This is a genomic window from Amycolatopsis jiangsuensis, from assembly GCF_014204865.1.
In the GTDB taxonomy this organism is placed as follows: Bacteria; Actinomycetota; Actinomycetes; order Mycobacteriales; family Pseudonocardiaceae; genus Amycolatopsis; species Amycolatopsis jiangsuensis.
Genome location: NZ_JACHMG010000001.1, coordinates 7,869,152 through 7,890,161, shown reverse-complemented (window position 1 = coordinate 7,890,161; position 21,010 = coordinate 7,869,152). Strand labels below are relative to the sequence as shown.

20 protein-coding genes and 5 pseudogenes are annotated in these 21,010 nt (G+C 66.9%); 12 read left to right on the top strand and 13 right to left on the bottom strand.

What is annotated here, in order from left to right; all coding sequences use genetic code 11:
• Positions 1 to 41: 41 nt before the first annotated feature.
• Positions 42 to 491: pseudogene (locus tag BJY18_RS35395) on the top strand (transposase); the annotation flags it as partial.
• 486 nt (positions 492 to 977) lie between these two features.
• Here BJY18_RS35395 and BJY18_RS35390 read toward each other — a convergent pair.
• Positions 978 to 2,330: an aldehyde dehydrogenase family protein gene (locus BJY18_RS35390; protein WP_184784170.1), complete on the bottom strand. Its 1,353-nt coding sequence runs from the start codon at positions 2,328 to 2,330 to the stop codon at positions 978 to 980.
• A 294-nt stretch (positions 2,331 to 2,624) separates the two neighbouring features.
• Positions 2,625 to 3,884, bottom strand: a complete 1,260-nt coding sequence (locus tag BJY18_RS35385) for an IS701 family transposase (RefSeq protein ID WP_446680360.1) — start codon at positions 3,882 to 3,884, stop codon at positions 2,625 to 2,627.
• 102 nt (positions 3,885 to 3,986) lie between these two features.
• On the opposite strand from BJY18_RS35385, the gene BJY18_RS37895 reads away from it, so the two are divergent.
• A complete protein-coding gene (locus tag BJY18_RS37895; RefSeq protein ID WP_184784169.1) occupies positions 3,987 to 5,294 on the top strand; it encodes a PucR family transcriptional regulator in 1,308 nt (435 codons plus the stop codon).
• 298 nt (positions 5,295 to 5,592) lie between these two features.
• Here the strand turns inward: BJY18_RS37895 and BJY18_RS35375 are convergent, their stop codons facing one another.
• The 6 genes and pseudogenes from BJY18_RS35375 to BJY18_RS35355 all read right to left on the bottom strand — a co-directional run bounded on the left by BJY18_RS35375 (position 5,593) and on the right by BJY18_RS35355 (position 10,022).
• A complete protein-coding gene (locus tag BJY18_RS35375) occupies positions 5,593 to 5,850 on the bottom strand; it encodes an integrase core domain-containing protein (protein ID WP_312874071.1) in 258 nt (85 codons plus the stop codon).
• Positions 5,851 to 6,057: 207 nt separating this feature from the next.
• Positions 6,058 to 6,984, bottom strand: coding sequence for a hydroxymethylglutaryl-CoA lyase (locus tag BJY18_RS35370; RefSeq protein ID WP_184784167.1), 927 nt, complete (start codon positions 6,982 to 6,984; stop codon positions 6,058 to 6,060).
• Entirely contained in the window at positions 6,981 to 8,195 is a 1,215-nt protein-coding gene (locus BJY18_RS35365) for a CaiB/BaiF CoA transferase family protein (protein ID WP_184784166.1), read from the bottom strand. The genes BJY18_RS35370 and BJY18_RS35365 overlap by 4 nt, the downstream gene beginning before the upstream one ends.
• Positions 8,196 to 8,222: 27 nt before the next feature.
• Complete coding sequence (locus BJY18_RS37300) at positions 8,223 to 8,360, bottom strand: hypothetical protein (RefSeq protein WP_246459073.1); 138 nt, start codon at positions 8,358 to 8,360, stop codon at positions 8,223 to 8,225.
• 124 nt (positions 8,361 to 8,484) lie between these two features.
• A pseudogene (locus BJY18_RS38195) lies at positions 8,485 to 8,922 on the bottom strand (SDR family NAD(P)-dependent oxidoreductase); the annotation flags it as partial.
• A 650-nt stretch (positions 8,923 to 9,572) separates the two neighbouring features.
• The gene (locus BJY18_RS35355; protein ID WP_184784164.1) at positions 9,573 to 10,022 is read right to left on the bottom strand and encodes a VOC family protein; all 450 of its coding nucleotides are present in this window, start codon (positions 10,020 to 10,022) and stop codon (positions 9,573 to 9,575) included.
• Between the two features lie 228 nt (positions 10,023 to 10,250).
• On the opposite strand from BJY18_RS35355, the gene BJY18_RS35350 reads away from it, so the two are divergent.
• The 8 genes and pseudogenes from BJY18_RS35350 to BJY18_RS35315 form a co-directional block, all read left to right on the top strand.
• Complete coding sequence (locus tag BJY18_RS35350) at positions 10,251 to 10,457, top strand: ferredoxin (protein ID WP_184784163.1); 207 nt, start codon at positions 10,251 to 10,253, stop codon at positions 10,455 to 10,457.
• Positions 10,457 to 11,512: an NAD(P)/FAD-dependent oxidoreductase gene (locus BJY18_RS35345; protein ID WP_246459071.1), complete on the top strand. Its 1,056-nt coding sequence runs from the start codon at positions 10,457 to 10,459 to the stop codon at positions 11,510 to 11,512. The genes BJY18_RS35350 and BJY18_RS35345 overlap by 1 nt, the downstream gene beginning before the upstream one ends.
• Positions 11,513 to 11,671: 159 nt before the next feature.
• Positions 11,672 to 11,986 carry a Dabb family protein gene (locus tag BJY18_RS35340; RefSeq protein WP_184784161.1) on the top strand — a complete coding sequence of 105 codons (315 nt, stop codon included), beginning with the start codon at positions 11,672 to 11,674 and terminating at the stop codon, positions 11,984 to 11,986.
• Positions 11,983 to 12,762, top strand: a complete 780-nt coding sequence (locus tag BJY18_RS35335; protein ID WP_184784160.1) for an SDR family oxidoreductase — start codon at positions 11,983 to 11,985, stop codon at positions 12,760 to 12,762. Before BJY18_RS35340 ends, BJY18_RS35335 begins: the two co-directional genes overlap by 4 nt.
• Positions 12,759 to 14,261 carry an MFS transporter gene (locus BJY18_RS35330; protein WP_184784159.1) on the top strand — a complete coding sequence of 501 codons (1,503 nt, stop codon included), beginning with the start codon at positions 12,759 to 12,761 and terminating at the stop codon, positions 14,259 to 14,261. The genes BJY18_RS35335 and BJY18_RS35330 overlap by 4 nt, the downstream gene beginning before the upstream one ends.
• Before the next feature lie 37 nt (positions 14,262 to 14,298).
• Positions 14,299 to 14,571: an aldehyde dehydrogenase family protein gene (locus BJY18_RS38190; protein WP_184785045.1), complete on the top strand. Its 273-nt coding sequence runs from the start codon at positions 14,299 to 14,301 to the stop codon at positions 14,569 to 14,571.
• 565 nt (positions 14,572 to 15,136) lie between these two features.
• Positions 15,137 to 15,403: pseudogene (locus BJY18_RS35320) on the top strand (GMC oxidoreductase); the annotation flags it as partial.
• 277 nt (positions 15,404 to 15,680) lie between these two features.
• Positions 15,681 to 16,433, top strand: a pseudogene (locus BJY18_RS35315) (GMC family oxidoreductase N-terminal domain-containing protein); the annotation flags it as partial.
• 63 nt (positions 16,434 to 16,496) lie between these two features.
• On the opposite strand, the gene BJY18_RS37640 reads toward BJY18_RS35315, so the two are convergent.
• Positions 16,497 to 16,625 (bottom strand): hypothetical protein, encoded by a 129-nt coding sequence (locus tag BJY18_RS37640; protein WP_281393738.1) that lies wholly within the window; start codon positions 16,623 to 16,625, stop codon positions 16,497 to 16,499.
• A gap of 230 nt (positions 16,626 to 16,855) precedes the next feature.
• Here BJY18_RS37640 and BJY18_RS37635 point away from each other — a divergent pair, with 230 nt between their 5' ends.
• On the top strand, positions 16,856 to 16,981 hold the full coding sequence (locus BJY18_RS37635; RefSeq protein ID WP_281393737.1) for a hypothetical protein: 126 nt from the start codon (positions 16,856 to 16,858) through the stop codon (positions 16,979 to 16,981).
• A gap of 41 nt (positions 16,982 to 17,022) precedes the next feature.
• On the top strand, positions 17,023 to 17,619 hold the full coding sequence (locus BJY18_RS35310) for a MarR family winged helix-turn-helix transcriptional regulator (protein WP_184784157.1): 597 nt from the start codon (positions 17,023 to 17,025) through the stop codon (positions 17,617 to 17,619).
• A gap of 91 nt (positions 17,620 to 17,710) precedes the next feature.
• Here the strand turns inward: BJY18_RS35310 and BJY18_RS35305 are convergent, their stop codons facing one another.
• The 4 genes and pseudogenes from BJY18_RS35305 to BJY18_RS37295 all read right to left on the bottom strand — a co-directional run bounded on the left by BJY18_RS35305 (position 17,711) and on the right by BJY18_RS37295 (position 20,995).
• Positions 17,711 to 17,860 carry a hypothetical protein gene (locus tag BJY18_RS35305; protein ID WP_184784156.1) on the bottom strand — a complete coding sequence of 50 codons (150 nt, stop codon included), beginning with the start codon at positions 17,858 to 17,860 and terminating at the stop codon, positions 17,711 to 17,713.
• 71 nt (positions 17,861 to 17,931) lie between these two features.
• On the bottom strand, positions 17,932 to 18,501 hold the full coding sequence (locus BJY18_RS35300) for an SDR family NAD(P)-dependent oxidoreductase (protein ID WP_184784155.1): 570 nt from the start codon (positions 18,499 to 18,501) through the stop codon (positions 17,932 to 17,934).
• 45 nt (positions 18,502 to 18,546) lie between these two features.
• Entirely contained in the window at positions 18,547 to 20,040 is a 1,494-nt protein-coding gene (locus BJY18_RS35295; protein WP_184784154.1) for an aldehyde dehydrogenase family protein, read from the bottom strand.
• Between the two features lie 439 nt (positions 20,041 to 20,479).
• A pseudogene (locus BJY18_RS37295) lies at positions 20,480 to 20,995 on the bottom strand (enoyl-CoA hydratase-related protein).
• Between the last annotated feature and the right edge of the window lie 15 nt (positions 20,996 to 21,010).

Sequence of the window (21,010 nt, the reverse complement as noted above, 5' to 3'; positions counted from 1 at the left end):
GTCCGGCGAGATGGGCACTGTGAGTGATGACATCGAACCCTATGAGGCTTCGTGGAAGTGAGAAGAAGCCGGCGCGAGAGCTGTCGCCGGAGCAGGCCGCTGCGACGGCGATGGTGGCCGAGACGAAGGCTCGCGGGCTGGAGCTGACCGGCCCGGACGGGCTGCTGAAGCTGTTCACCAAGAACGTGTTGGAAGCGGCACTGAACGAGGAGATGACCGAGCATCTCGGGCATGAGAAAAATCGTGCCGAGGAGGGCCGGGACTCGACGAACGTGCGGACCGTGACGCGGTCGAAGACCGTGGTGACCGACGCTGTCGGTCAGGTGGATATCGAGGTCCCGCGGGATCGGGAATCGACGTTCGAGCCGCAGATCGTGAAAAAACGCCAGCGCCGGCTGACCGGCGTGGACGAAGTCGTCTTATCTCTCTACGCCAAGGGGATGACGACCGGTGAAATTTCTACGCATTTCAGCGAAATCTACGGGGCGTCGGGGTGAAATCCCGCACGCGCGGTCGGAAGCGTCTGTGCCGGCAATTCGGTTTCGACCAGCGCTGGGCACCGCACAACCGGTCAATGCAGGCGGTCGCAAACCTTCGGGGCCTGCCTGTCGATCCGGCGGTTCGGGTATCCACCGGTCGGTTCACTGCCCAGACACTTCGCTTGACGCCCGCACGTCCCAAGGGCTTTTCGGGGGCGGAATCATAAGCAGGACGCGACGCTGTGCCCACATAGTGCCGACAGAGGGCGGGGAGCTGGCCGACATCGGTGCCGAGCTCTCCGCACAGGTGGCGGATGGCCGGGTCCGAAAGCTGGTGTCCTCCGTCGGGCCACGGAGCGGTGTTCTCGCCGGTCCGTAGCCCGACCTCGCCGACAACCTTGCAAAAAAGCGAATCACGACTGCGCAAGTCGATGGTCATGCGCGGCCGGTATGTCCAACATGGCCGGCTCGCCACCGGACGCGCCGGCCACGACCCGGTCATCGGACGGCGGCGTGGAAGACCGCGCGCGGGTGGGACAGCTCCTTGAAGCCCCAGATGCCGTGGTATCGACCGAAACCGGAGCTGTTGACCCCGCCGAACGGGAGGTTCTCCTCGGACCAGTGGAGGTTGCTCCCGTTGATGGTCACGCCACCAGAGGTCGTGTTGTCAAGAACGCGCTGAATGAAAGCCTCATCCCGGGAGTGCACGGAGAGACCGAGCGGCTTGCCGAGGGAGTCGACGTACTCGTAGATTTCTTCTTCGTCCACGTAGGTCAGCACCGGGAGGATCGGCGCGAACAGCTCCTCCTGGATGATCCTACTGCCCGCCGGGACGTCGACCAGAACGGTCGGCTCGATCACGAAGTTTTCCGGGTCGGTACCGCCCCCGAAAGCTACCTTTGCACCGGCGGCGATCGCTTCGTCGAGGTAGCCCTTGACCCGCTCGTAGTTGCGCTTGTCGACCAGGCGGCTGTCCTGGCGCCACCGGTAGACACCGTCCTCGTAGTACTGTTTTCGGACTGCCGCGACATACTTCTCGACGAGCTGGTCGCGCAGCGCCTCGGGTACCCACGCGTAGTCGACCGCGAGGCAGTTCTGCCCGTGGTTGAACAGCTTCCCTGTCACGAACACCTCGGCGACATGGTCGAGGTCGGCGGTCCGGTCAACGATGGCCGGGTTTTTGCCGCCCAATTCCAGTGTGAACGACGCCATGTGCTGGGCGGCCTTCTCCACGATGATCCTGCCCACCCGGGGGCTTCCGGTGAGGAAGATGTGATCGACTGGGAGGTCCAGTACGATGTCGTTCGCATCGCGCGGACCGTCCGGGGTAGCGATCTCATCGGCGTTGATCACCGCGACCTCGCGCTCGTCGAACACCGCGCGCACGATCTCCTCGATCACTACCGCGGTCGCCGGGGTCACCGGGTTCGGCTTGGCGAGCACCACGTTGCCGGCGCTGACCGCCTGGATAAGCGGCGAGAAGAACATGCTGAGGGGGAAATTCCAGGTCGAGAAGAGCAGAACAACTCCCCGTGGTTCGTACTTCACGAACACGCGCTCCGCCTCCGGCGACGATGGCGACTTCTCGACCGGCTGCGGCTGCATCCAGGCGGCCAGGTTGTCCCTGGCCTTGTCGATGTTGGACTGTAGTGCGGCCACCTCCGAGCGATCCTCGATCGGACGTCCGAGGTCGGCGTTGATCGCCCGGGCGATGTCCTCCTGGCGAGCAAGGAGCTCGCGACGTAGTCGCTCGAGCCGCTCGATGCGCTCGGCGGCGGTGGTGTGGCGCATTGCGCGACGACGACCGTGCAGGCCGTGGAAAATCCGGTCGATCTCACTGATGTCGATCACGAACATACTCTCCTGACAATGGGCGGATGGGTGGGGTGGCGCGCCCGTCCTGCCCGGGTCCGGTTACCTGCGCCGCAACACCTGCCAGGTTGGAGCGTACGGGCAAACTGCACAATACAGTGCACAGATTTTTCGATCTCTCTTGTGCACAGTGCCTAGTAGTGCTTTGTTAGGTGCTGTTGAGTTGGGGTTTCTGTGGTGGTGTTCGGGGCTGGATGGGTTGTCGGCAGGTGTGGCAGGTGCCGGTCCAGGCCGCGAGCAGGGTCTGGAGTTCGCGCAGGACTGCGTAGAGGGTCAGGCCTGCGCAGGGGCTTTTGGGGTGCGGCGGAGCTGGGTGCAGATGGCCTGGGCGACGGCGGCGAGGGTGACGTGGCGGTGCCAGCCGAGCCAGGAGCGGCCTTCGAAGTGGTCCAGGCCGAGGCCGTCTTTGAGTTCGCGGTAGTCGTGTTCGATGCGCCAGCGGATTTTGGCCAGCCGGACCAGGTCCCGCAGTTTCGTGTCGGCAGGGAGGGTGGAGAGCCAGTAGTCGGTGGGCTCGGGTGCGCCGGGAGGCCACTCGGCCAGCAGCCAGCATTCGGGCAGGCTGCCGTCGCTGTCGCGGGGGATGTTGCGGTTAGCTGGGCGGATGCGCAGCGCGAGGAACCGGGAGCGCATGCTCGCGGTGGGGTTGCCGGGAGTCTTGCGTGATCCGTGTCGCCAGAGGACGTACCGGCCTGCTGATCGTCCGGCGGCCATCGCGAGGGATTTCAGGTCCTGTGGCGGGTCGGGGTAGCGCGGCTGTGGCGGGCGGCCGGTGCCCTTCCAGGCCGGGGTCACCGGCGCGGCCTCGGCGGGGTGGGCGGTCGCGGTCGGGCTGACGGCGAGGGCGTAGGTCAGGCCACGTTCGGTCAGGCCGAGCCGGAATTCGGTGGCGTCGCCGTAGCCGGCGTCGGCCACCACCGGCCGGCTCGGCAGTCCCCACTCACCGATGACCTCGTCGAGCATGTCCAGCGCCAGCCGCCACTTCTCCCGATGTCGCAGTTCGTCTGGGATCGCACTGCGTACCCGCCGACGCCGGATCTCGGCCGCGGCCCCGCCGTCGGTTGCTTTCTCGTCGTCCCAGGACTCGGGCAGGAACAGCCGCCAGTCGATCGCGGCCGAGGCCCAGTCGGTGACCGCGTGCACGCTCACCCCGACCTGGCAATTCCCCGTTTTGCCCAGCGCACCGCAATACATCCGCGCCACACCTGGGGAATCCTTGCCGTCCTTGGGAAACCCGGTGTCATCGATGACCAGGGCATCCGGGGCGATGAACTCCCCGGCCCATCCGGTCAGGCGTCGCCGGACCTCGACGTGTTCCCAGGTCGAGGTGGTGACGAACTGCTGCAACTGCTGATGATCGACCTCAAGCCGCTGCGCCATCGGCTGCATCGACTTGCGTTTGCCGTCCAGCATCAGCCCACGCAGATACAGCTCACCTTTCCCCCGCTGATCACGCCGCGCGAACCCACCGAACATCCGCTCAGCGAACTGTTCGATCACCGGACGAACCTCGTCCATCTCCTCCGAAAGCACCCGCACAGGAGATCACATCAACCACCTGACCAGCCACAACGACACACCTAACAAAGCACTACAAGCACGCCCTGGGCAAACCCAGCCCAACGGTCCCGGCAGGTGGGCGTGGTGGATACTTTTGACAGCCCGGTGTGCACCATGCACAATCGCGAGGTGCCACCACCGAGATGGGAGCCGTTGAGCGGGCCTGCAGCCGAGCTGGTGGCCACCACAGCACAGCACCTGCTCCACGACCCGGCGGAATTGTTCGCAGCCACCGGCCAGGCCATTCTCGACGCCTTACCGGTTGTGGACGCGGACGCGGACCTCGCCGCATCGGCGCGGGCCACCAGCAACGCCAACATCACGCGATGGCTAGTCACCATGGCCCGGTATCCCGGTGAGCCGGTGGGGACCGATCTGACACCGGAGGCACTGGAGATCGCCAGGGACGTCATCCGCCGCGGACTAGACAGGGAGGTGCTGTGGACGGGATATCGGCAAGGCCAGAACACGAGCTGGCTCGGCTGGATGCGGACGCTGTGCACCATGAGCGCGGGCAAGCCGGAGTGGTCCGGTGTCCTCGGTGAAGCACTGGACGCCACCGCGCGCTCCTATTTCGGTTTCCTCGACGACATTCTCGTCAACGTTGAGGCGCAGGTGAGCCTCGAACGTGACCAGTTGCGCAGCGACGGGACATCGATGCGGCTGGAAACGGTGCGCCTGATCCTGGACGGAGCGCCGATCACCCAAGAGCGCGCCGCCAAGCGTCTCGGCTACGAGCTGGCGGCGCAGCACATCGGTTTTGTGTTGTGGGCCGATGGCGAGGTCGACCAGGGCAGCCTGGAGAAGACCGCGAACCAGCTGGCTCGTGCGGCCGGTGCCGGTCGTCCGCTCGCACTGCCGGTGAGCGGCAGCAGCCTGTGGGCTTGGTCGCATGCGCCGTCGCCGCTGAACCTCCGCGCGCTGCGCGACGCCGTCACCGTCATCGAGCGGCCGATCCACGTGGCCATCGGGGCTAGCGCGTACGGGATGGCCGGTTTCGGCCTCACGCACCGCCAGGCGATCGACGCGCGAAAACTCGCGCAGCGCCTGCCGGAGCCACCACGTTTCACCAGTTACGAGGACATCGAGGTGGTCGTGCTCGCCAGCGTCGATCCCGACCGGGTCAGGCATTTCCTCCAGCAGACGCTGGGCGGTCTGATGGGCGAACGGCGCGAAATCCGGGAAACGATGCTCGCGTACCTGCGTCATGAACGCAATGCGACCAGCACCGCGAAGGAATTGTTCACGCACCGCAATACCGTTTTGAACCGGCTTGCCCGTGCGGAGAGCCTCCTGCCCCGCCCTTCCTCGGAGCGTCCACTCGCGGTGCATCTGGCACTGGAGCTCGACCATTGGCTTGCCGCGCAGCCGAATGGCGAGTGAGCCCCCACCTCGAGTTCTCCAGTTCGCGTTTTCGGCGGGAACACCGCTCGGCGCGGTTTGAGTATGACCTCCGCACCGACTTGCTCGCTCAAGCCCGCATTTCGCAGCTGGCACGGGAACCAATCGTGTCCGGCTTGCACTCGTGGCCCGGCTGGTTGGGCGAGGCGACCGGTAACATCTCGGACAGGCCGTAGCCCTCATGAACCGCGCAATCGAACTGCTTCTCGGAGTCGTGCAGCACGGTCACCGGCATCGGCGGGGCCGACCCGTTTTGACGAACAGGGTCGGTGCGGCGGTGTCAGGCTACCTGACGTTTGGTGGTGTCTTCGGTCGCGTGGTAGTTGGTTTCGTAAGCGTCGGGGCTGAGGTAGCCGAGGCGGGAGTGCCGTCGGCGGGTGTTGTACCAGGCCTCGATGTCTACGAAGATCGCCTTGTGGGCGGCGGTCCGCGTCGGCCAGCCATGCCGGTCGATCAGTTCGGTTTTGATTGTGGCGAAGAACAACTCGGTGACCGCGTTGTCCCAGCATTCTCCTTTACGTCCCATCGATAAACGCACCCCGTGAGGCTTATCCACGGTGAATAAGCCTCATTGAAATCCCGCGTGAACGAACGCCGAGCCCGAAGCGGCTTCTTGCCCATAGTCTCCATGATGAACGACATCCTTCCGGAGGCACACGCATCCTGATCTCGGATGTCCGCCAAAACGGGTCACGCCCACATCGTCGGTTCCCCTTGTTTTGGGCAAAGGTGGGCACGGCTGAGATCAACGGCGCACGGCTGCGAGAGACCGGTCGCCGGCGCGCAGCACGCCGCTCTCCAGCGGCCGGCCGACGACCTCCTGCGCCAGTGCCGCGGCAGCACGCAGCCGCTCCAGGTCAAGCCCGGTCTCAATGCCGCACTCGCGGCACAGGAAGGCGAGCTCCTCGGTAGCGATGTTGCCGCTGGCTCCAGGAGCGAAGGGGCATCCGCCGAGTCCTCCGATCGACGCGTCGAGGTCCAGTACGCCGATCTGCATCGCGGCCAGCGCGGTCGCCAAGCCCGCGCCGCGGGTGTCGTGCAGGTGCACGCCGAGCGGGGTCCCCTGGCAAGTCGTCCGGACAGCGGTCACCAGCTCGGCCATCCGCACCGGGGTCGTCGTACCGATCGTGTCGCCGAGGCAGAGCCGGTCCGCTCCGCTGTCCACCGCCCGCCGGGCGAGTGCCACGACGCCGCCCGGCGGGGTGGGCCCGTCGAAAGGATCATCCCAGGCCACGGCGATGATGACCTCACAGGTACCGCCGGCACCGTGGACGACCGACGCCACTTCGCCGACTTGGTCCAACGCTTGTGCGGTGGTGCGGTGAGCGTTGGCCAGACTGTGCCCGTCCGAGGCCGAAACCACGTATTCCAACGCCGTCACGCCGGCGTCGACCGCCCGGTGTGCGCCACGAGGGTTGGCGACCAGTGCCGAGAACTCGATTCCCGGGTACTCGGAAAGATGCGCGGCAACCTCTTCCGCATCGGCGAGCGCGGGCACCGCTTTGGGCGACACGAACGCGGTCGCCTCGATACGCCGCGCACCGGTCGCGACGAGGGCTTCCAGCAGTCTCAGCTTCGCCGCCGTCGGGATGGGCTGCTCGATCTGCAGGCCGTCCCGAAGGCCGACCTCGCGCAGCCGGATCGACTCGGGTACACGCAGAGGCCCGGTCATACGACACCTTCCTTAGCCAAATCTTCGAGATCGTCCGCGGTCAGCCCGAGCAGTTCCCGGTAGACCTCGTCGTTGTGCGTCCCGGGCTCCGGCGGGCCTGCCCAGCGCACCCGGCCAGGTGTGCGGGAGAAGACGGGGACGATTCCCGGCCCGAGCACGTCGTCGTCCACCCGCTCATCGTGGTGGGAGACCAGCGCGCCGCGCGCACGGAAGTGCGGATCGGCGACGATGTCGGCGGCCGTGTACACCTGCCCCACCACGACTCCGGCTTCCTCCAGCCGTGCGGCCACCTCGCTCGCCGTACGGGCGGACACCCATTCGGCCACGAGGTCGTCGATCTCGTCCTGGTTCTCGCCCCGTGCCCGATGGTCGGCGAAACGCGGATCGTCGGCCAGCTCGGGCTTGCCCATTACCGTGCACAGCCGCCGGAAGATCGTGTCCTGGTTGGCGGCGACGATGACCCACTGCCCGTCCGCGGAGCGGAAAAGATTAGACGGAGCGATCCCGTCCAGGCGGGTGCCGCCCGGTCGGCGAACCCGGCCCAGCCGGTCGTATTCCGGGACCAGCGACTCGGTCACCGCCAAGCAGGCCTCGGTCAGCGCGATGTCGACGACCTGGCCCTCCCCGGTCTGCGCACGGTGCAGCAGCGCGGCCAGCACGCCCTGTACGGCTACCATTCCGCCCAGCGAATCGCCCAGCGACACCGCCATCCTCGGTGGTGCCTCACCGGGATGGCCGTTGATCGCCCGCAGCCCGCTCATCGCTTCGGCCACCGACGCGTAGCCTGGCCGGCCAGCGTACGGCCCGGTCTGGCCGTAGCCGGACAGCCGCGCCAGGACCAGGCCCCGGTTGACCGTCCGAAGCCGCTCCCAGCCGAGATTCCAGCGTTCAAGCGTGCCCGGCCGGAAGTTCTCGATCAGCACATCGGCAGTCGCGACCAATTCGAGCAGCAAGTCCTGACCACGCCGCGACCGCAGGTCCAGGGTGACGCACCGTTTGTTGCGCGCGTGCACTGTCCACCACAACCGGTGGCCCCTGTACGCGGCCTGGCCCCAGTCGCGCAGCGGATCCGGCCGGTCCGGCGCCTCGATCTTGATGACGTCCGCACCGAAGTCGGCGAGGACGCGTCCGGCGAACGGCCCGGCCACCACTGTGCCGAGCTCGATCACCCTGGTCCCTCTCAGCGGACCACCGGCTTCAGGTGTGCTCATCGAACCTCCAAGGCGTCACAATGCACATCAGTCGAAGAGGACGACGCCGACGACGAGTTCCCCCGCGGACTGGTCCCGGAAAGCCTGCGCGACGGCGTCGCGCCGGTACTGCCTCGTGACCAGCTCGTCGAGCTTGGACTCGCCGCGCCGGTACAGATCCAGCATCCTGGGATGTCGGCTCGTCCGATCGGACAAGCGTCCTGGGGATCGGGAACGCGATCGAGCAGCATCTGTGCCACCCACCGGGCAAGCGCTTCGGGACATTGCGTCGCCAGCAGCAACGGGTACTGATCGGACCGGGATTGACGCTGTTGACGCGAATCCCGGCACGTCTCCATCCCGCGGCGAGTCGCTGGGTCAGCACGATCAGCACGGCCTTGCTCGACCCGTAGGCACGCCCGTCCGGGTAAGCGGAGGCGCCGCTGAGCGAACCGATGTTGACCATCGATCCGGCACCGCTTGCGGCCAACAGCGAATACGCTGCCCGCGGCACCCGCAGCGCGCCGTTGACATTCATGCCGAACAGCGCGTTCCAGACCTCGTCCCCGATTTCGGCGACCGCGCCGGCTCGACGAATCCCGGCGCTGTCGGACAGATCGTCGGTCCGCGGTTCGGTGCCGATAACAGCATTCACCGCGACAACGTCGGTCGCATCGAGAACGATGGCTCGCGCACGGCCGCCACCCGTGACGACACCCACCCGGCTGCCCAGCAGCCCGGGTGCCATCCACGTATCGTTCTCGTCCATCTACGTCACTTCCTTATGCCCGAAGGGGAATAGGGCACCGCACGTGCTGGTCGATCCGCCGATGGCTGAACACGCCATTGTGGACGCGGCGCTGCGCCTCATCGATGTAGCGAGGACTGACCGAGCAGAAGTCGTCGTCGGTGACCGCGGCGTAGGTCTAACCACCATCGGCCTAGAAACCGGTACCGGTGAGGAAGTCCGACCCGGGGCCGGCCAGGAAGAGGGCGGAGCCGACCAGGTCGTACGGACGCCTGGGCGACCGAGTGGGCCCGTCGATATTCGCCGGTCAGCACGCCAGGGAAGCGAACTGTCCGCCCCCAGCACACCCATGCTGAACGTGATGTTGATGATCTTGCCATAGCCGCGCCTCGACATCCTCTCACCGACCGACTGGCAGGTCAGGGAATAGCTTTTCAGGCCAACCGCGAGGCTGCGGTCACACTTCTGCTCGGAAATGTCGAGGATTCGCCGTGTCCACCTCATTTCGCGGTGTTGACCAGGATGTCGGGCGCCGGTCTTCGCTCAGGGACCTGTGCCATCTCGTCCGCCGCACCGGAGGCGGGTCCCCACGTCCCGTACCCCAACCTTGCCCTGCGTGCGCTTCGCGAGACCGGCGTACTGGCATTGCTTCAGGCCCCGACGGCCGTGGGATCCACCGGGTCCCGCCAGCGGCCCTTTTCGATGTTCGCAGGCTTGCCTTCATACGGCGCGGTGATGAACTCGAAGAGATGTCCGTCCACCGCGTCCCGGATGTAGCATCCCCGGCCGCCGTAATAGTTGTTCACGCCCGGCTCTTCGTAGAACATGTCCTCGTACGGCTGTACGTCGTGCCGCCGCAGCCCTTTCAGCAGCACGTCCATCTCGTCCTCCGAGAGCAGGAAGCACAAATGCTGCGGGGTGATGTGATCATTCCACGCGGAGTCTTCGATGTTCATGAACTCGATGTCCGTCTCACCGGTATGCACGCGGATAAAAGGACCCCAAGCGTTGGTTTCCAAGCCCAGTATTTCGGCGAGAAAATTAGCCGCCGCGACCTTGTCTTTCGATAGGACGATCGTGTGGTTCAGCGAGACCGCCACGGTACCTCCACGTTACAAATCGGTGCTGACGCCATCGACAGTAACTCCGTCGCAGCAATTCGTCAACATGTTGACGACCTCAGTTTTCGGAGTACCGTACGAGCTGGACCAGCGGTGGCCGCCTGAACAGGCCACCGCGTCCCGGGCACAGAACGGATCACGCCAGTCCTCCCGTACCCGGTCACTGCCGAGCGGGTGGGACGGTCCGCACGACAAGAAGGTAACGCCGTGTCGTACTCCATCGAGATCAACGAAAAAGCCTGCAACGGATACGGAAACTGCATCGTCGCCGCGCCTGAGGTCTTCGACCTCGATCCCGAGACGAACATCGCCGTCATCCGGGCCGGCGGAAATTCCGAGACAGCGGACGACGAGGAGCTCGAAGAGGCTGCCGCCGACTGCCCCGTCCGCGCGATCACGCTCCGCCGCCCGTGATGGCCGGCGACGTACTCGTCATCGGCACCTCGGTGGCCGGCGTCCGGCTTGCACGGACACTGCGTCGCAAGAACTTCAGCGGACGGATCCGACTGCTCGACGCGGAGCCCTGTCTGCCCTACGACAAGCCCACGCTGTCGAAGGAAGCGCTGTCTGATCCGGAGCCAGCCGGCGCGTCGCTGCTGATCGACGAGGAACAGCTTGCCGACCTCGACATCGAACTTTCGCGTGGCTGCCGGGCGGAATCGATGTACACGGTGCACAAAACCGTCCGGACTTCTGCCGGGGATTCGACCTTCGACACCGGTGCGCTCGCCCGGAATTTGCCCACCTTCACCGGGTGCGGCGGCGTTTATCATCTCCGTTTGCGTGCGGACGCCGAAGGTCTGTCCCGCCCGCTGGACGGCGCCCGTCATCCCGTCGTCATCGGCGGTGGTTTCATCGGCGGGGAAATGGCCTCGAGCGCACGGCTTCGCGGTGTCGACGTCACCATCGTCGAGGCCGCGCCGCGCCTGCTCGCCCGGGTCATGCCGGGCGAGGTCGCCGAGGAAGCGGCAGAACCCCATCGCGGCAACGGAGTCTCCCTAATGCTGGGAACCACGGTGGTCGACGTGCTCGGTGCCGGCCGCGTCGAACGACTCGTCCTCTCCGACGGCCGGACGATCCCCGCGGACGTCGTGGTCGTCGGAAGCGGTGCGAACCCGGCGACCGACTGGCTTGCCGACTCGGGTCTGCGCATCGACGACGTCGTCCTCTGTAACGCCGACCGCAGTGCCGCGGGTGCCCAAGACGTGTTCGCCATCGGTGACGTCGTGCGGTGGCGCGACGCGGAACCGGCCGCCGACACCGGCGCGAACACTGGACAGCAGCCAGGGAGCAGGCTGCGCACGTCGCACACACCCTCTGCTTCGACGTCAGAAGCCCGTTCAGGAACTGTGAATACGTGTGGTCCGACCAACACGGCGTGCGCATCCAGCACGCCGGGAAGACCGGCTCCGCCACCCGTAGGGCGACAGCGCGCAAGGGCGGACGCTGTTCACCCACCACGACGGTGATCGCCTGGTGGGAGCAACCGCGTTCAACGCCTCATCCGATCTGCTCACCGTCCGCAGGCACCTCATCGCCGCGGCACGGAACCGGCACCGCACGTCCGCGTCCGGCACGAGGCAAGCCGGATGACATCCGCCCCTGCCCGGCACCGTCAAGGAGATTGCATGATCAGGCACGTCTTCCTGCTCAGCACACAGCCATCCGCAACCGGTGAGGACATCGAGCGGCTGGCCGCAGGAATCCGGGCGTTACCAGAGCGGCTCAGTGAGATCCGGCGCTATGAAGTAATCCGCGACCTCGGGCGACAGGCAGGCAACGCTGCTCTGTTGCTCATCGCGGATTTCGACTCGTTCGATGCGTACGAGTCCTACCGCGACCATCCAGAGCACCTCAAGCTGATCGACGATTTCGTCAAGCCGATCAGCGCCGGCTTCAACCGGCTCCAGTTCGAGACCACGATGGACGAAGGTGCGGCGTGACTCGCCGGATCCTCGTGACAGGTGCGGCCGGGGGCTTCGGCACGATCATTTCGCGAGAGCTCCTGCGCCGCGGCTTCCGCGTCGCACTCGTCGATCGGGACGAACACCGGCTCACCTCGGTCAGCGCGGACCTCGCGAGTGCCACGGGCGGCGAGGCCCTTGCCGCGGCGGCCGATCTCGCCGATCCGGCCGCGCGCGCCCGCGCGGTGTCAGAGGTCGACGCCGCATGGGGCGGGGTCGACGGCATCGTCAACTCCGCAGGTGTCGGGCCGGGCATCGTCCGGCCGGATTTCGTCACCAGGCCGATTCTCGCCGAGGAAGTCACGGAGGAACACCTGCGGCGCTCATGGGAAACCAACACCCTTGCGCCGACGCTGCTGGCCATGGAACTGCTGCCGCGCATGCGAGCACGCGGATGGGGCCGGATCGTCAACGTCACCACCGGTCTCGGCACCATGCTGCGCCTCGGTTTCCTCACCTACGGCCCCAGCAAAGCGGCGTTCGAAGCGGCCACGGCGATCCTCGCCGAAGAGTGCAAGGGAACGGGAGTGACCGTCAACGTCGTCGTTCCAGGTGGCACCGCCGACACCCCCATGGTACCCGCCCAAAGCCGGTCCGGTGACGTACGCCTGATCAACCCGGAGGTGATGGCCGACCCGGTGGCTTTCCTCCTCTCGGAAGACGCCGGAACGGCCAACGGGGTGCGCATCGTCGCCGCCGACTGGAACCCCGATGCGCGGCCCGATCCGGCCGCGCTCGCCCCGGTCGGCTGGTGACCGCTGCCGCGCACGCATCTCGGCGGCAACGGCGTCCGAAAACCCGGACGCCCCGCCGGACCGTCGCCGGCGCCCGGGAACAAACCCAGGAAATCTGTGTCGAGCGCGTTGAAGGAGCCGTGATGACCGAGCAGCGCAATGGGCACGACCGCACCTCCCCCCAGGGCCGCAAGGCGCTCGTAGGAGCAATCTTCGGCCTGTCGGTCGACTACTACGATCTGTTCCTGCCCACCGTCGCGCTCACCCCCGCGATCAGGTACTTCCAACCCGCGGGCCTTGCCCCGACCACGATCGCCACGATCGGCTTCGCGATTCTCGCCGCGACGTTCCTCGGCCGGCCCATCGGCGCGTTCCTCTTCGGCCACCTCGGAGACACCTTCGGGCGCAAGCCGGCAACGATGGTCGCGATCGGCGGCGCGGCCGTCGTCACTTTCCTGATCGGCGTCCTGCCCGGCTACCAGGTCTGGGGATCGCTTTCGCTGGTACTGCTCCTCGCGGCCCGCCTCGTCGGCGGCATCTTCCTCGGAGGGGAATACTCCAGTGCCAACCCACTCGCCATCGAAGCGACACCGAAGCACCGGCGTGGCCTGGTCGGCGGCCTCATCATGTGCTCATACAGCATCGGCTACGTCGCGATCTCCGTCGTCACATTCCTGCTGCTGGCCCTGCTTCCCGCCGACGACCTGTATTCGCCCTACGTCCAGTGGGGATGGCGGATCCCGTTCCTCGTCGGCACCGTGGTGAGCATCGCTTTCCTTTTCTACTACCGGAAAGTCGAAGAATCCGAGATCTGGCGGAAGGCGAAGACAGCCACCAGCGCCGCCGCACCGCTACGGCAGCTCTTCCGCGGCGGGAACGCCAGGATCCTCGAACAGGTCTTCATCCTTCAGACCGGCATGTGGCTCGCGGTACAAGCGGTCGTGGGCTCACTGCCGGGACTCCTGCAGAACTACTTCCGGCTCCCGGCCCGAACCGTCACAACGACGCTGCTGATCGGGACAGTCATGCTGGCCGCGGCGTATCTGACCTGGGCGCTGCTCGGGCAGCGCTACGGTCGCCGCCGCATGCTCATTGTCGCCGGTGCAACCCTGTCCCTGCCCGGCACCGGCACGCTGTTTCTGATGAGCCACTCAGCGCTCACTGGGCAACCGGTGATCACCACAATGCTCTGGTGCGTGGTGACCCTGCTGATCGCGGGCTCGCCGTTCGCCATCTCGATGATCTACCTCGCGGAACGATTTCCCGCCGAGATCCGCGCCTCCGGATACGGCATCGGATACAGCCTGGCCATCGTCATACCGTCGTTCTCCGGCTTCTACATGCTCGGCCTCTCCGCCATCATGCCCTACGGCTACACCCCGATCGTATTCATGGTGCTCTCCGGAGCTTTCGTCATCGTCGGCGCCCTCATGGGGCCGGAGACCCGTGACGTGGACCTGACCGCGGACGCCGCGAAGCAACGTTCCGGCCCGCTTACCGAGGACACCCGGCCGCGGTAAAGCACCCCGAGGAAGAGGCTATGGACCAGAGCTACGAATACCTCTACCTCGGCGGTGCCTGGCGCGCACGTCCACGAAGTCGACGATCGAGGTCGTCTCCGCCGACACCGAGCAGATCATCGGGACCGTGCCCGAGGCGCGGGACACCGACGTCGACCTCGCGGTATCGTCCGCACGTCAGGCGTTCGACGATCCGGCCGGCTGGGCACATGGGTCGCCCGAAAGGCGAGCTAACGCGATCGAGTGGCTGTGCGCCGCAATCTCCGGCGAACCGGCGAACTCGTGCTGGAGAGCGTCCGGCAAGGGCTGACGGCCGAAGTCGAGGTGGCACGGCAGCCGGTCGGTGCCGTCGCCGCGATCATCCCATGGAACACCCGCAGACCACCGGTGCACACAAGTACGGGCCGGCACCCGCCCTCGGTTGCACGCTGGTCATCAAGTCGAGTCCGGAAACCGCGCTCGACGCACAGCTTTTGCCGAGGATCGAGGTGCAGGCGTACCTACCGGACGTCGGGCAGAATCTGCAGGACCACGTGTCCACACCGATGGTCTTCCAGACCGTCGAACCGGTGGCTCCGCAGGTCAACGGCCTGGTACCGGCGGTCTTCGCACGCACCCGTCCCGGGCTGCCGCACCGAACGTCCAGCCGATGCTGCTCACCTACATCTCCCCACTCCTCGAAGGGCACCCGTTGCCGGAGAACGGTTTCTCGGTCACCGGCCAAGTGCTCCGCCCGCTCAGCCGCGGATCGATTTCGGCTACTACAACAACAAGCCCTACGACCTGGAAGTCCTGACCGACGTCATGCTGCAGATCCCTGAGATCGGCGAGCAGCGCGCGCTCGCCGCGCTGCACAAGGACGAAGCCGTCCCCGGCGCGAAACCGTCCGGGGCCGAGACGACATGCGGGAGTCAGTCCGTACGCACACGGTCTCCGGCTACCACCAGGTCGGTACTTCCCGGATGGGAGTGGACACCCGCTCAGTGGTCGACCCGACGCTGCGGGTGTACGGCGTCGAGTACCTGTGGTCCGCGGACGCGTCGGTCCGCCCGCTGCCGACGCGCAACCCCACCGGCCGCACGATGATGATCGGCAAACGCGCCGCCGACTTCACCCTCGGCCACAGCGTTCACCCGAGATGAGCCGGACTGCCACGGCACCCGCCACTCCATCGGCAGACAGAGGCATGACCGACGGCACGCATCCGACGCCGGACTACCTGGTGGTCGGTGATGGAACCGCGGGCAGCGTGCTCGCGGCCCGGCGCTCGGCCGATCCCGCCGTCCAAATCCTGACCATGGAAGCAGGGCCCGCTCGTTCCCCGGCCGTGAACCCCGCACCCGCGGCCCGGACGGCTGAGCTGGACCGAGCGGAAGCTCGGGTGAGCACACGCCTGCCCGTGCGGCGAGGCCTGCCGTTGCCTTTCCCCGTGGCCGGGAGCTCGGTGGGTCCTCGGCGATCAAGGGAATGATCTACGTCCGAGGTCATCGGTCGAGCTACGACGCTTGGGCCGGATCCGGACTGGCCGGCTGGGGATACGACGGCCTGTTACCCCACCGGCACCGGAGCGAGCAGACGCCGGCGCGATCCAGGCATCCGGGGACAAGACGGGCCACCCAGAGTCACCCAGGCCACATCCCTCAACCCGGTGTCATCGGCCTGTCTGGACTCCGCGGCGGCCGCAGGGTAAGGCCGCGTGTGCGACATCAGCAGCGGCCTCGGCGAGGGCCTCGGAGCCGCGGACCTGACCATCGTCGCGGAAAAGCGGCAAAGCGTCGCGGACGCCTACTCTCTCCCGTGCGCGCCCGGCCCAAGCTCACCGTTGTCACCGATGCGCTCGTGCACCGCATGCTGTTCAAGAACTGCCGGGCCACCGGCGTCGTCTCTTCCTCCGACGGCAGGACGAGCTCGGCCGGATGCCGGAAGGAAATCGTGGCCACGGCCGGCGCGATCGGCTCGCCCCAGTTGCTGTTGTTGTCCGGCATCGGCCCGGTGAGCCACCTCGCCGACCTCGGCACCGCGCAGATGGCCGAGCTGCCCGAGGGTCGGACACAACCTGCACGACCACCCGGCCAGCGGAATCGTCTACCGGTCCGCGCAGCGCGGTGCCCGACGGCACTGCCAACCAAGCCGAGGTTCTCGGGCTCGTCCGCACGCGGCCACCGGCCCTGATCTGCAGATCCGGTGCCTCGACGTGCCATATCCCCTGGCCGGCACCACACCGCCCGCGTCGGGCTACACGATCGTGGCCTCCTCGATGACCCCCGCAGCCGCGGCACCGTGCGCCTGGCCGCGCCCGGCCTCGAAACGGCCCCGGTGGTCGAGCCGAACTACCTCGCCGATGACCGCCGACCTCGACGTCATGGTCGCCGGGCTCAGGATCGCCAGCAGATCGGCCGAGCTGCTCCGCTGACACCGTCAGTTTGGCGAGGAAACCGCGCCCGGTCCGCAAGCCGATGACGACGACATTCTCCGAGAGGTCGCACGAGCGACGGTGACCACCTGTTTCCACCCGGTCAGCTCCTGCGCCATGAAAGCACCCGACGGCGGTGGTCGACCGGCAGCTGCGGGCCTGAGGCATCGTCGGCCTGTGGGTGGGCGACGGCTCGCTCATCCCCTCGATCCCGTCCGGGAACACCGACGCGACCGACTGCGCGATCGCCGAGGGCGCAGCGGAGATCGTCGTCAACGCTAGCCGTTGCCCGGCGAACGCCGGGTGAGCACTTCGCGCCGACACGTTCTCCACAGAAAAGGACTCCGGATGAGTGCCAGTGCGCGCGGCGCGGCGCAGAGGCTCGAACGTCGTCTCTACACTGGTGAGGTGTCTTCTCCGTCAAGATCCGTGAGCGGCGAGCCGGGGCCGGATGGTGGCGTCTGGAACGATCCGATGCCCGGCCTCATCGGCAGCTTCGTTCAGCGCGCTGTCGTCGCCATGACAACTTACCTTGAGCAGGGCCTGCGAGCTGCGGGCTACGACATCACGCCGGCGCGAGCAGGCAACGTGATGCGCAATATCACTCCGGAAGGCGCGACGATCGTCGCCATCGCACGCGCTGCGGGGGTGAGCAAGCAGGCCATCAGCCGGCAGGCTGAGGGATTGCAGAAACTCGGGTACGTCGTCATCGGGACCAGTGAAGCCGATCGTCGCGTCCGCATCGTCAAGCCAACGCCGTTCGGGCTGGAATCGCGAGACGTCGTGGCCCATCTCTACCAGCAGCTTGAGGAGAAGCTCACCGACCGCGTGGGCACCGCTGACCTCGCCGCCTTCAGGCACGTTGTCGACGCGCTGCAGGACATCGGAGCCGAAACCGACCGTGGTGCCGGTCCGCCCGACGGAGGCGGTGTCTCGCGGCCGTGACGAACTTCAAGACAGACGAAGCGCCACCGACCACGGCCCCTCACCGGAGGTCACTCTTCTTTCCTGTCGATCGGACACCCGGGCCGAGGGTTCACCCGTGCGGGATCCGGGACGGTGCCAGTGCGCCCGCGTCGATCCCGTGGGTCGTGCCCGTGACGTACCGCGCTTCCTCCGAGGCCATGGAGAGCACGGCGTCGCTGACGTCGGCCCGGTCGATGAAGCCCACTTCGATGGCGTTCACGGTGGCGAAGGCGGGGTCCGCGTCGACACGGGTGGCGCCGGTTTTCCGGTGACCGCGGCATAGGTGGCCCGTTATTCACCATCGCGATGTCGACGGTCGTCGGGTGGATCGTGCCGCACCGGAACCGGTGCGAGTTCCAGCGCATGTCCCATGTTGGCGTAGGCGGACAGGCCCGCGATCGAGCTCGTGAGCGCGGCCGACCCTGCCGGAGCCATGGTCCAAGAGCGCGGGAACGGCCGCGCGAATCGTCTTCCAGACACCGCGCAAATTGGTGTCGAGCATTTCCTGCCAAGTTCCCTCCGTGATCTCCCATACCGGCCCATCGAGCAGATCCCGGCGTTGACTACCACGATGTCGAGCTGCCCGAGCGCGGCGATGCCGTCCGCGACAGTCCCTTCCATCGCCGGGAGGTCCCGGGCATCGGCGACCCGGCTCAGTACCCGCCGGCCGAGGTCCTCGACGAGCAGCACCGTCTCGGCGAGGTCGGCCTCCGTCGCGACACCGTACGGTGTCGCCGCGTCCGCGCGGAGGTCCCCGACGTGATGTCCGCACCCCTGCGCCAGTCGCAGCACATGGCCGCGGCCCTGGCCCCGCGCCACCCCGGTGACCAGAGCGACCCTGCCTCCGACTCGTCCCGTCATGGAACTTGCGACTGTGCGGTAGACGCGCTGAACTGATCGCGCGGCTCATGTGGTCTTGAGGAAGATCGATTTGGTGTTGAGGTAGGCGTCGTACTGCTCGTGGCCGTTTTCCCTGCCGTAGCCAGAGGTCTTGTACCCGCCGAAGGGCACCGCGGGGTCCGCCAAGCCGTAGTTGTTGACAAAGACAGTGCCCGCTTGTAGTCCCTTCGTGACCCGCTGCACGGTATTCACGTTGGTCGTCCACAATCCGCTCGCCAGGCCATAGCTGGTGGCGTTGGCCCGGCCGACCACCTCGTCGACGTCGGCAAAGGGCATCGCCGAGATCACCGGGCCGAAGATCTCCTCCCGCGCGATCGGCATGGCATCGTCGACATCGACGAACGTGGTCGGCGAGATGAAGAAGCCCGAGGCATTGCCGTCGGTGGTGAGCCGGCCACCACCGGAAAGCGCGCGGGCGCCGGCCGCCTGTCCCGCCTGCAGGTAGCCGGTGACGCGCTCGAGCTGTTGTGCGGAGACCAGCGGTCCGAGATCGGTGTCCGGATCGAGGCTGTTGCCGACCTTGAGCGAGTTCGCGAACGCCGCGACCCGCTCGGTGAACTCCTCGAAAATCGTGCGCTCGACGTAGAGCCGAGTACCTGCCATGCATGATTGACCGGAGGCGACGAACGTCGCCATCGCGGCACCCGGGACCGCCTCGTCCAGGTCGGCGTCGGCGAACACGATGTCCGGGGACTTTCCTCCGAGCTCCAGGGTGAGCTTCTTGACGTTGCCCGCCGAGGCGCGGATAACCTGCCGCCCCGTCTCGGTGGAGCCGGTGAACGCGATTTTGTCCACGTCGTGGTGTTCGGCCAAAGCCGCACCGGCCTCCCCGTCCCCGGTCACGACGTTCACCACGCCCGGCGGAATCCCGGCCTCGAGGCTGAGGCGGCCGAGCAGCAGCGGTGCGAACGAAGCCTGTTCGGCGGGTTTGAGGACCAGAGTGCAGCCGGTCGCGAGCGCGGCGCCGAGCTTCCAGCTCGCCTGGAAAAGCGGGCCGTTCCACGGGATGATCCCGCCGACTACGCCGACCGGCTCGCGCAAGGTGTAGGTGAATACCTGGCCGCCGGGGATCGAGTTGGGGATGGTAGCGCCGTTGAGGTCCAGCGCCTTGGCGGCGGCGTAACGCAGGTTGTTGAGAGTGACGCCCAGCAGGAATTGCTGGAACTTCACCGGCGTACCCATGTCCATCGCGTCGATGTGCATGAACTCCGCACCGTTGTCCTCGATGAGGTCCGCGAGCCGGTTGAGCACGAGGGAGCGCTCCCCCGTGGTGAACCGGCGCCACGGCCCCGCTTCGAAGGCTCGGCGAGCCGCCCGCACGGCACGGTCGACGTCCACGGCAGTGCCACGGGCGACACTTCCGAGCGTCTCGCCGGTGGACGGATCGATCGAATCGATGGTCTCACCCGCCGCCGCGTCGACCCATTCGCCGTCGATAAGCAGTTGTTTCGGGCGCCCGTCGAGGAAAGCGGGCCGGGTACCGAGAAGATGCGCTGCCATGAGACACACTCCGGGATCTGAATCGGACGGCACCGGCCCCACGACGGAGACGGTGTGACGAGAACCGGCGGACTGACCGGGCTATGAGGCGAAACATCGGGAAGCCTGTTCGCTCGCCCCTCGAACCGGGGCGCGCGCTTCTCGAGGAGGGCGCGGACGCCTTCCGTGCCGTCTCCGATGCCGGTGTAGAACGTCGACAACGGCTCCACCCGGTGCCTCTGCCGTGGGCTGCGGCACTGTTGCGGTGCGTCATCTGTCGCGTCGACGCGACAGCAACGGGCGAACGGCTGTCGACGAAACGGTGAGCGAGCTCCCGGGCGGCGCCCAGCAGCTCGCCGGGCCGATGGACGGAGCGGACCAACCCGTCCTCCCTCGCGTACTCGGCCGTGAACAGCTTGGCTGAGTAGGTCCATTCGAGTGCACGCCTGCTCCCGAGGAGTCACGGCGGGAACCAGGTGGAGGCGGCCTCCGGCACAATCCCCGACCGTCCGAACACGAAGCCGATGCGGGCGACCGAGGAGGCGAGCCGGACGTCCATTTGCAGGGTCATTGTGGCGCCAGTACCGATCGCGGCGCCGTTGATCGCGGCGATCACCGGTTTGGTGCAGGCAAAAATTGGCGAACGCCAGCCGTACCCGGTGTCCCGGACGCCAGCGACGGTCTTCGGCTCGTCGAAGCGGCTGCGCAGCTCCGCCATCGTGGGCCGCTGCGTCTAATCGAGCCCGAACACGTTGCCGGTACCGCGAAGATCCGTCCCTGCGCAAAACGTGGGGCACGCTTCGGTCACCACGATCGCCCGGACCTCGTCGTCGGAGTTCGCCGACTCGTAGACGTCGATCGGCTCCTCCGCCATCGCCGTGGTGAACGCGTTCGGCCGCGCAGGACGGTTGAGGGGCACGGCGAGGACTTCGTCCCGCAGGTCGCGCGGGAGCGTGCTGTCCCGCGCCGCACCCATGGGTGCGGCCTGCCT

What these genes read in the sequence shown, in the direction of transcription:
- BJY18_RS35370 (WP_184784167.1), bottom strand. Translation starts at nt 6,984, where the DNA reads ATGACCGGGCCTCTGCGTGTACCCGAGTCGATCCGGCTGCGCGAGGTC.
- BJY18_RS35365 (WP_184784166.1), bottom strand. Translation starts at nt 8,195, where the DNA reads ATGAGCACACCTGAAGCCGGTGGTCCGCTGAGAGGGACCAGGGTGATC.
- BJY18_RS37300 (WP_246459073.1), bottom strand. Translation starts at nt 8,360, where the DNA reads ATGCTGGATCTGTACCGGCGCGGCGAGTCCAAGCTCGACGAGCTGGTC.
- BJY18_RS35345 (WP_246459071.1), top strand. Translation starts at nt 10,457, where the DNA reads ATGGCCGGCGACGTACTCGTCATCGGCACCTCGGTGGCCGGCGTCCGG.
- BJY18_RS35340 (WP_184784161.1), top strand. Translation starts at nt 11,672, where the DNA reads ATGATCAGGCACGTCTTCCTGCTCAGCACACAGCCATCCGCAACCGGT.
- BJY18_RS37640 (WP_281393738.1), bottom strand. Translation starts at nt 16,625, where the DNA reads ATGACGTCGAGGTCGGCGGTCATCGGCGAGGTAGTTCGGCTCGACCAC.
- BJY18_RS35310 (WP_184784157.1), top strand. Translation starts at nt 17,023, where the DNA reads ATGAGTGCCAGTGCGCGCGGCGCGGCGCAGAGGCTCGAACGTCGTCTC.
- BJY18_RS35300 (WP_184784155.1), bottom strand. Translation starts at nt 18,501, where the DNA reads ATGACGGGACGAGTCGGAGGCAGGGTCGCTCTGGTCACCGGGGTGGCG.
- BJY18_RS35295 (WP_184784154.1), bottom strand. Translation starts at nt 20,040, where the DNA reads ATGGCAGCGCATCTTCTCGGTACCCGGCCCGCTTTCCTCGACGGGCGC.